The following is a 4,368-nucleotide window of genomic DNA, read 5'->3' as shown; positions in this document are numbered from 1 at the left end:
AAATATTTGTTTAATAATACCGACTTGGCTGAAATGCTGCTGCAAAATTGGAGTTATGATGCAGATTCGCTGGAACTGTTTCAATATTACCGGATTTCGTCCAATGCGGTTTATCCATTCCGCTTCGAGGGAAACACAAGGCTGCTGCGCTTCGCTCCCCAATCGGAGAAAAATAAGGCGAATACGCTGGCGGAGCTTGCATTTATCGCCTATTTGAAGGAAAATGGCTTCAACGTACTGGAAGCGGTTGCAGCAAAGCAAGGTTCCGAGCTGGTTGAAGCAGTGACGCCTTGGGGAAATTACGCGGCTTCGGTATTCAAGCGTGTGCCAGGCCAGTCCTTTGATCAAGTCGATTTCAATGCTGCGGCCCTGTTTGCTTACGGGAAAACGTTAGGCGAGCTTCACCGCTTGTCCAGCACGTATACGCCCGAGAAGCAACGCCGATGGACGTATGAAGAGGTGCTTGATTGGATCGAGGAAGAGCTGTCAGCCTTTCCGGAGGAAACAGCAGCGCTTTATGAAGCGAAGCAGCTAAGGAATTATTTTCAGACGTGGCCGGTTTCTGATACGCATTTCGGTCTCATTCATTATGATTTCGAATGCGATAATGTGTTTTATGATAAGGAGACGGGCTTTTGCCATGTCATTGATTTCGATGATGCAATGTATCACTGGTATGCGATGGACATTTATGTAGCGCTGGAAAGCTTGCAGGAGTTTATAGCACCGGAGGACTGGGAGCGTAAAAAGCAGCTTTTTGCCGACGGCTACACGTCCGAGTTTGTATGGAATGTGGAGACGGAGGCGATGCTGCCAGGCTGCAAACGGTTTGATAACCTGTACAGCTATGCTCGTGTAAAGCGGGCAATAGCGGAAACGTGGCAAAATGAGCCGGAATGGATGATGCAGCTGCGCAACAGATTGGAGCAGTCGCTTAAGGAAGCGGAAGCTTCCTTCGGGAAAGAAATCAAATAGAGGGGGCAGGTAGCATGAACATTTTAATTACAGGCGCAGGGCGAGGACTTGGCTATGAGTTGACGAGCGAGGCGCTGGAGCGCGGGCATGGGGTTGTGGCGGGCGTGCGCTCGCCTAAGGAGACTAATGAAAAGCTGTCGGCACTTGCAGAAAAGTATGGCGAGCGGCTGTCGATTGTGGAGCTGGATGTCACGAATGAAGAAGGCATTGCCGCACTCGCTTCACAATTGAAGGAGCAGGGCGTAAGCCTCGGAGCGATTATCAATAATGCTGCCATTCTTAATTCTCGAAATACACAAATCGAGCAGCTGGATTTTAGCGATGTGGCGCTGACGATGGATATCAATGTATATGGCCCTATGCGTGTAGTCAAGCATTTTCTGCCTTTATTAACGGAGAAGGACGCTGCGATTTTTAACATTTCCTCTGAAGCGGGCAGCATCACGCATGCATATCCAGGCGATTATCCGTATGGGATATCGAAAACAGCGCTCAATATGTTCACGCAGCAGCTTCATGTTTATTTGCAAAAGCGAGGCATTCAGGTGCTCAGCATTCATCCCGGCTGGATGAGGACAGATATGGGTGGTGGCGAGGCTCCGCTGGATGCGAGCCATAGCGCGCGCGGTATTATTGGTCTGTTGGAACAGCGCCGCACGCCGGACAGCCATTTTATGTTTGTTGATCATGAAGGCAATCCAATGCCGATTTAGAAAGTCGGATTTAGTTGTTGACAAATAACGGCTTTCCGCTATACTAGCATTAATTATTTGGTATGCGTAACTGGCGAAAACGCAGAGCACTGCGGTGGAGCGCATATGTCATAGCAGCCGTTCGCCTGGGCAAAGTATTTGGTCTTCTGACCAAATACTTTTCTATTTTAAGGAGAGGTCAACTTGAAGCAGACGAGAAATGTAGCCATTAAACGCGCCGAACCTGAGAATCTGGAAGCGATGCTTCGTTTATACAAGGAAGCAGCCCGCTGGATATATGAGACGAAAGGCTTGCGCCAGTGGAGCGAGGATTCTTTTACAATGGAATATTTAGAGAAATTCATTAGGGAAAAAGAAGTGTTTGTCGCTTACTTGCAGGGCGGGCTTGCGGGCTGTTTTTCGGTCGAATGGGATGACGAGCCGATTTGGGGAGCGCAGTTTCATACGGATGCCGGTTATGTGCATCGGCTAGCTGTATCGCGCAGCTTCAAGGGGCAAGGCATTGGCGGTCAAGTGCTCGCGTGGTCGGAAGCATATATTCGCGAGCGTGGAAAAACCTGGATGCGCCTTGATTGCATGGCGGAAAATCCGTCGCTTAACGCTTTTTATGTTAGCCAAGGCTTGAGCTTATGCGGCAGATACGATGCAGAGGGCTGGAGCGCCCATTTATATGAGAAAAAGCTGTAACAGAACCTGATTATTTGCCAACCGCCATGAAGGGGAACTGCTAGAGCAGCTTCCGGAGGGTGAACGGTTGTGGGTACACAAAAAGGAAGCGCTCGAATTGCCTATGCAAGTTTGGTTCAAGCAGCGCTTCCCCTTATTTTTTAATCCCGGTGTATTTGAGCATGATTCTTTATAGAACGCAGTCAAAAAGCAGGAGGATAATGAGCAATTAAGACACTATCCACTGTAGGAAGTTTCTTTATTCCAAGCATGAGGTTTTATGCATTCCCTGATGGCTGTTTGGCCTCGGTTAAATAATATAGAAAAGCAACCACTGGTAGAGCGATACCGATCAGGGAAGCTAAAGCCCAACCGCCATAAGCATAGGCCCATCCTCCCAAAAAGGACCCCACAGCTCCGCCGATGAAGAAAATAGCCATGAATAGGCCATTAAGGCGTCCGCGCATCTCACTGCCTAGCGAATAGATAACGCGCTGACCCAGTACTAGATTTCCAGATACCCCCATATCCAGAACGATAGCAGCGACTAACAGTAAAGCCAAGGCGGCGAAAGAATCCCCCCGAACAAGATAGGCTGTCAAAAAGGAAAGGGCAGAAACGGCAATCGCGATGCCGCTCAGCCTTTTAGTCAAACCACGATCAGCCAGTCTGCCGGCAATAGGCGCCGCTACGGCCCCTGCTACTCCAGCGAGAGCGAATAAAGCGATGCCTTGCTGCGTCAAATGGAAATATTCGGTTAAACGCAGAGGGATGACGGTCCAAAATAAACTAAAGGAGCCAAATAAACATGCCTGATAAAAGGCGCGGCGACGCAAAATAGGCGTTGCTTTCAAAAGCGAGCCTAAAGAGCGAATCAATTCCCCATAATGGAGAGACGGTGCTGGTTTCCGCTGTGGAAGCGCACGGGATAGAACAATTGCGAGCAATATGATGACGATAGCCGATGAAATAAATACCGCCCGCCATCCCCAATATTCCGTTATGAGGCTGGCTAATGGCCGAGCAAACATAATGCCTAGCAGCAGACCGCTCATTACATTGCCTACAACACGGCCGCGCTGTTCATCCGCCGCCAGGAAAGTGGCATAGGGGACAAGAATTTGCGCAGCAACCGAGCCTATTCCTATAAATAAAGCGGAGATTAGGAAGGTGGCTGTATTAGGGGCGAATATCGTTCCGATTAGCGCGATAATGACGACAACTAGTGAGCCAGTAACCAATCTGCGATTTTCGATCAAATCACTGAGTGGGACGATAAATAATAAACCGACCACATAGCCTATTTGAGTTAGCGTTACAATTAACCCTGCTGCTCCTAGTGGTATTCCGATGGAGGAACTGATCGGCCCGATTAACGTCTGAGCATAATAAAGATTAGCTACAATAAGACCGCAAGCAGCGGCTAAAAGAAACATAAGCCAGTTCGGAATGGATTTCTCCTTGGACGGTAAGTTGTTCATAACATCATGCCTTCTTTCTGCTCAAATGGGTGGTGCGAATCCTTTTTTTTAATTATGGTTATATTATATACTATACGTACAGTATTTAAAATGTTTTTTTTCAACGCGCCCAAAATTTTATATAATGTAAAGAAAGTCCACAAAAGGAGCTACGACCATTGAATACAAAAAGAGGGAGACCTCGCAACGTTGAAGCGGAGCGTGCTATTTTAACGGCCTCCTACAACTTGCTGCTTGAAATCGGATTTGGCGGCGTTACCGTTGAGAAAATTGCCGAGCAGGCACAGGTGAGCAAAGCGACGATCTACAAATGGTGGCCTAATAAAGGAGCCGTTGTGATGGCGGGCTTTATGTATGCCATATCTGCAAGGCTGCCGATACCAGATACGGGTAATGTATTTGAAGATATTTTGCTGCATGCGACTAATTTATCCCGATTTTTAACGAGTCGTGAAGGAGCGGTCATTACGGAAATTATCGGAGAGGGACAATTTGATGCGAAGCTCGCAGCCGCTCTGCGGGAGGAGTATGTC

5 protein-coding genes and 1 riboswitch are annotated in these 4,368 nt (G+C 48.1%); of the genes, 4 read left to right on the top strand and 1 reads right to left on the bottom strand.

The window, feature by feature from the left end:
- The 3 genes from ABEW34_RS30130 to ABEW34_RS30120 all read left to right on the top strand — a co-directional run.
- On the top strand, positions 1–975 hold a 975-nt coding region (locus ABEW34_RS30130; RefSeq protein WP_430165015.1), incomplete at its 5' end, for a phosphotransferase enzyme family protein.
- A 14-nt stretch (positions 976–989) separates the two neighbouring features.
- Entirely contained in the window at positions 990–1,688 is a 699-nt protein-coding gene (locus tag ABEW34_RS30125) for an SDR family oxidoreductase (RefSeq protein WP_430165012.1), read from the top strand.
- Between the two features lie 56 nt (positions 1,689–1,744).
- Positions 1,745–1,826, top strand: a riboswitch (ZMP/ZTP riboswitch).
- 45 nt (positions 1,827–1,871) lie between these two features.
- Positions 1,872–2,375: a GNAT family N-acetyltransferase gene (locus ABEW34_RS30120; protein ID WP_430165009.1), complete on the top strand. Its 504-nt coding sequence runs from the start codon at positions 1,872–1,874 to the stop codon at positions 2,373–2,375.
- 257 nt (positions 2,376–2,632) lie between these two features.
- On the opposite strand, the gene ABEW34_RS30115 is transcribed toward ABEW34_RS30120, so the two are convergent.
- Complete coding sequence (locus ABEW34_RS30115; protein ID WP_430165007.1) at positions 2,633–3,835, bottom strand: MFS transporter; 1,203 nt, start codon at positions 3,833–3,835, stop codon at positions 2,633–2,635.
- Between the two features lie 158 nt (positions 3,836–3,993).
- On the opposite strand from ABEW34_RS30115, the gene ABEW34_RS30110 reads away from it, so the two are divergent.
- Positions 3,994–4,368 (top strand): TetR/AcrR family transcriptional regulator (locus tag ABEW34_RS30110; protein WP_430165004.1); only part of this gene is annotated, 375 nt, incomplete at its 3' end.

Source organism: Paenibacillus algorifonticola, from assembly GCF_050481745.1.
Taxonomy (GTDB): domain Bacteria; phylum Bacillota; class Bacilli; order Paenibacillales; family Paenibacillaceae; genus Pristimantibacillus; species Pristimantibacillus algorifonticola_A.
This window is presented reverse-complemented; position numbering and strand designations above follow the sequence as displayed.